The organism is Streptomyces sp. NPDC002911 (assembly GCF_053591835.1).
This window is the reverse complement of sequence record NZ_JBSFUO010000075.1, coordinates 1-3,363: the sequence shown is the minus strand read 5'-3', so window position 1 is coordinate 3,363 and position 3,363 is coordinate 1. Positions and strand designations below refer to the sequence as shown.

At 68.6% G+C, this 3,363-nt stretch carries 4 protein-coding genes; 1 reads left to right on the top strand and 3 read right to left on the bottom strand.

The window, feature by feature from the left end; genetic code table 11:
- Positions 1-424 precede the first annotated feature (424 nt).
- Positions 425-1,432 (bottom strand): stage II sporulation protein M, encoded by a 1,008-nt coding sequence (locus ACWD04_RS33815; protein WP_451137556.1) that lies wholly within the window; start codon positions 1,430-1,432, stop codon positions 425-427.
- A gap of 119 nt (positions 1,433-1,551) precedes the next feature.
- Between ACWD04_RS33815 and ACWD04_RS33810 the strand changes: the two genes are divergently transcribed.
- A complete protein-coding gene (locus tag ACWD04_RS33810; RefSeq protein WP_451137555.1) occupies positions 1,552-2,496 on the top strand; it encodes an RDD family protein in 945 nt (314 codons plus the stop codon).
- Positions 2,497-2,511: 15 nt separating this feature from the next.
- On the opposite strand, the gene ACWD04_RS33805 is transcribed toward ACWD04_RS33810, so the two are convergent.
- Together ACWD04_RS33805 and ACWD04_RS33800 are read right to left on the bottom strand one after the other, a co-directional pair.
- Positions 2,512-3,144 carry a hypothetical protein gene (locus ACWD04_RS33805; protein WP_451137554.1) on the bottom strand — a complete coding sequence of 211 codons (633 nt, stop codon included), beginning with the start codon at positions 3,142-3,144 and terminating at the stop codon, positions 2,512-2,514.
- 124 nt (positions 3,145-3,268) lie between these two features.
- On the bottom strand, positions 3,269-3,363 hold a 95-nt coding region (locus tag ACWD04_RS33800; RefSeq protein WP_451137557.1), incomplete at its 5' end, for an adenosylhomocysteinase.

Here is a 3,363-nt window from a genome sequence, read left to right as displayed (position 1 = left end):
ACTCTATCAGACTCTTTCGTGTCCGATTCCCGGCCGAAGCGGGTTCCTGCTGTTTCGCTTTCCAGTTCTTCGCTTTCGCGTTTCCCTTTCCGGCGTTTCCAACTTTACCAGACTCTGTTCGTTCCGTTTCCGGTCCGAATTTGATTCCGGCGACCCGTGGAGCGGTCTTTGCCTTTCGGCTGACTCGACTTTATCAGAAGCAATTCGACCGAAGCGAATCCGGCGTTTGCTTGAAAGAGAAGAATCGATCGGCTCTGCGAGGATCACGTCCTCTGCGCGAGCGAGATGAACCTTAGACGTCCTCAAGCAAGCTATCCAACTCGCTCGAACCGTTAAAATCTACCTCTCCACGCGAACTGTGTCAACAGTTTTTGTGGGCGACCAGAAGACTAGCAGGTCAGCGCACCCGCACGCACATCGGCCTTCAGGACGCTGTGGGGAGCTCCGCGCTTCGCTCGCCGGCTTCCAGGTCTCCGGTGTCCCCGGCACGGGCCGCACGGCCTCCGAGGACATAGACATAGGCGAGAAAGGCCAGCTCAGCCACGACGCCGATGGTGATGCGGGCCCAGGTGGGAAGGCCCGACGGAGTGACGAAGCCTTCGATGACGCCGGAGACGAACAGGACCAGCGCCAGCCCGATCGCCATGCCTACCGCTGCGCGGCCCCGCTGGGCCAGCGCTGCGCGCCTGGTGCGTGGGCCCGGGTCGATGACCGTCCAGCCGAGGCGAAGTCCTGTGCCCGCCGCGACGAAGACAGCGGTGAGTTCGAGAAGACCGTGCGGCAGGACGAGCCCGAGGAAGGTGTCCAGCCGGCCGGCTGAGGACATCAGGCCGAGGCCGACAGCGAGGTTGAGCACGTTGAGGAAGAGGATCCAGATGACGGGTACGCAGAGAAACGCCCCCAGCACCAGGCACATGGCTGCCGCCTGAGCATTGTTCGTCCAGACCTGGGCGGCGAACGAGGCGGCCGGGTGGCTCGAGTAGTACGTCTCGTACTCGCCGCCGGGCCGGGTCATAACGCGCAGGTCCTCCGGAGCCGCGATCGACGCCTGGACCTCCGGGTGCGTGCCGATCCACCAGCCGATGACGGCCGTCAGCAGGGTGGAGAGCACCGCAGTGGGAATCCACCAGCGCCGTGAGCGGTAGACGGCCGCAGGGAATCCGGCGGTCAGGAAGCGTGCGGCGTCGCGCCACGAAGAGCGGCGGGTACCCGTCACCAGGGAGCGTGCGCGGGCCACGAGCTGGGTGAGGCGAGCGGTCAGCAGGGGGTCCGGGGCGCTGGACTGGATCAGGGAAAGATGAGTGGCGGTGCGTTGGTACAGGGCGACGAGTTCGTCCGCCTCCTCGCCTGTCAGGCTGCGCCCTCGGTGCAGAAGATGGTCCAGGCGGTCCCACTCGATGCGGTGGGTGGTCACGAAGACGTCGAGATCCATGGTCGGCTGCTGCTCCAGGCATGGGTGCGTACGGGTCCGTACTACGGCGGCGCGCTGCGGGCCAGCTTGGCAGACTGTGGTCCCGAGGGGCAGGGAAGAGCGGCGAGGGGTGGGTGGCGATGAATGAACTCGTAACCGGAGACGCGGTGGTCCTGGGCTTGCGGCCGGCGAGGCTGCCCAGCCGGGCGTTGGCGACCGCGATTGATCTTGCGGTAATCCTGACCGTTTTCGTGCTGCTGTCCATCGGTCTGGCCGTGGCGACCGTGACGCTCGACGAAGCCGCGACCGCCGCGGTGGCCGTCGCCTCGTTCCTTCTGATCCTGGTGGGCGGGCCGGTCGCGGTCGAGACGCTCAGCCACGGCCGTTCGCTCGGAAAGCTTGCCTGCGGACTTCGTGTGGTGCGGGACGACGGTGGGCCGATCCGGTTCCGGCACGCGCTCGTGCGGGGGGCGATGGGAGTGGTCGAGATTCTGGGGACGTTCGGAGTCGTGGGCTGTATCGCGTCTATGGTGTCCGCCCGTGGCCGTCGGCTCGGTGACGTGTTCGCGGGAACGCTCGTCGTACGTGAGCGCGTACCGGCCGGGCGGGCTCTCGCTGTGCCGCCGCCACCGCCCTGGCTCGTGGGACGTTTCGCGCAGCTGGACCTCTCGGGCGTGCCGGACGGTCTCTGGCTGGCGATCCGGCAGTACCTGACGCGGATGAACCAGCTCGACGCCACGGTGCGCGGGTCCATGGCCGAGCGGCTGTCCACGGATCTCGCCGCGCGTACGGGCGTTCCGGTGCCGCAGGGGGTGCCGGCGGCTGCTTACCTGGCGGCCGTGGTGAACGAGCGACAGGCGCGGGACGTCCGTCGGGTGGCTGCGGCAGCCGGCCGCAGCCACCCGACTCCGGGGGTACCCGTGCCGGAGCCCATGGCTGATCCCGTGCACCGGAAAGTCTCCGGTGGCCTGCCGTCTACGGAAGTCCGGCCGGAAGGGGCCGGCACACGCGCGCCGGCTCCCCGGGACCAGGCCGAGGACGGGGCCGTCGTACCGCCCGCGACCGGGTTCGCCCCACCCGAGTGAACCCCGCCTGTGTCCTCAGGCCCTGCCCGCCGGACCGGGCATCGCCGAGGGCGGGGATTCGAGGTGCTCGAGCTCGATGCCCGGCGCCGCCAGCACCACGTCACCCGCGATGTGCACGGCATGCTGATCACCGGTGTCCAGTGCGTTGACCTGGTACTCGTCCACGAGCAGGGGCCCGTTGTCAGTGGCGTGCGCTTCACTGTTCAGCAGCGACCAGGACTGGTCGACGGTACGGGGGGCGAGAACCGGGTCCGTGAAGGTGACCAGACGGACGCGGGTCGCGGGGGAATCGGGGGTGAGGCGCAGAAGCCGGGCAGTGGCGACGAGGAAAGCGGGGGATGTGCCGGAGAAGGTATGGGCGCGGACATTGCCCTCGGCGGCATGAGTGCCGGTGGGGTCGTTCCGTACCCAGGTGACCCCGTCGAGGGCGGCGCCTCGGATCTGCCAGCTCGCGGCGTGCAGTTCGAGGCGGATGGGGCGGCCGAGCTCGTCCAGGGCCAGGTCGACGGAGCCCAGGTGGGCGCCCGAGGGCCCCGTGGTCTGGGAGACATAGCGCCAGCCGGAGGGGCCGGGCGCGCAGTGGAAGTGTTCTTCGCCGAGGGGGGTGTGGTCGTGGACATCGTGGAGCGAATAACGGCCGCGGGGCATGGGGTCCTTCGGGTTCCTCGGGCTGTGCGGGTGCGGTACGGGGCAGGCCCCCGGCACGGGGGTGCGGGGGCCTGCGCTCGGACCTACTGCTGAGAGCTGAGCCGGCCGTCGGCCGACGGCCGGCTCAGTAGCGGTAGAGGTCGGACTTGTACGGGCCTTCGACCGGGACGCCGATGTAGTCGGCCTGCTCCTGGCGCAGGGTCGTGAGCTTCACGCCGA

Excerpts from the sequence above, each read along its gene's own strand:
- ACWD04_RS33815 (WP_451137556.1), bottom strand. The coding sequence starts at position 1,432 with ATGGATCTCGACGTCTTCGTGACCACCCACCGCATCGAGTGGGACCGC.
- ACWD04_RS33810 (WP_451137555.1), top strand. The coding sequence starts at position 1,552 with ATGAATGAACTCGTAACCGGAGACGCGGTGGTCCTGGGCTTGCGGCCG.
- ACWD04_RS33805 (WP_451137554.1), bottom strand. The coding sequence starts at position 3,144 with ATGCCCCGCGGCCGTTATTCGCTCCACGATGTCCACGACCACACCCCC.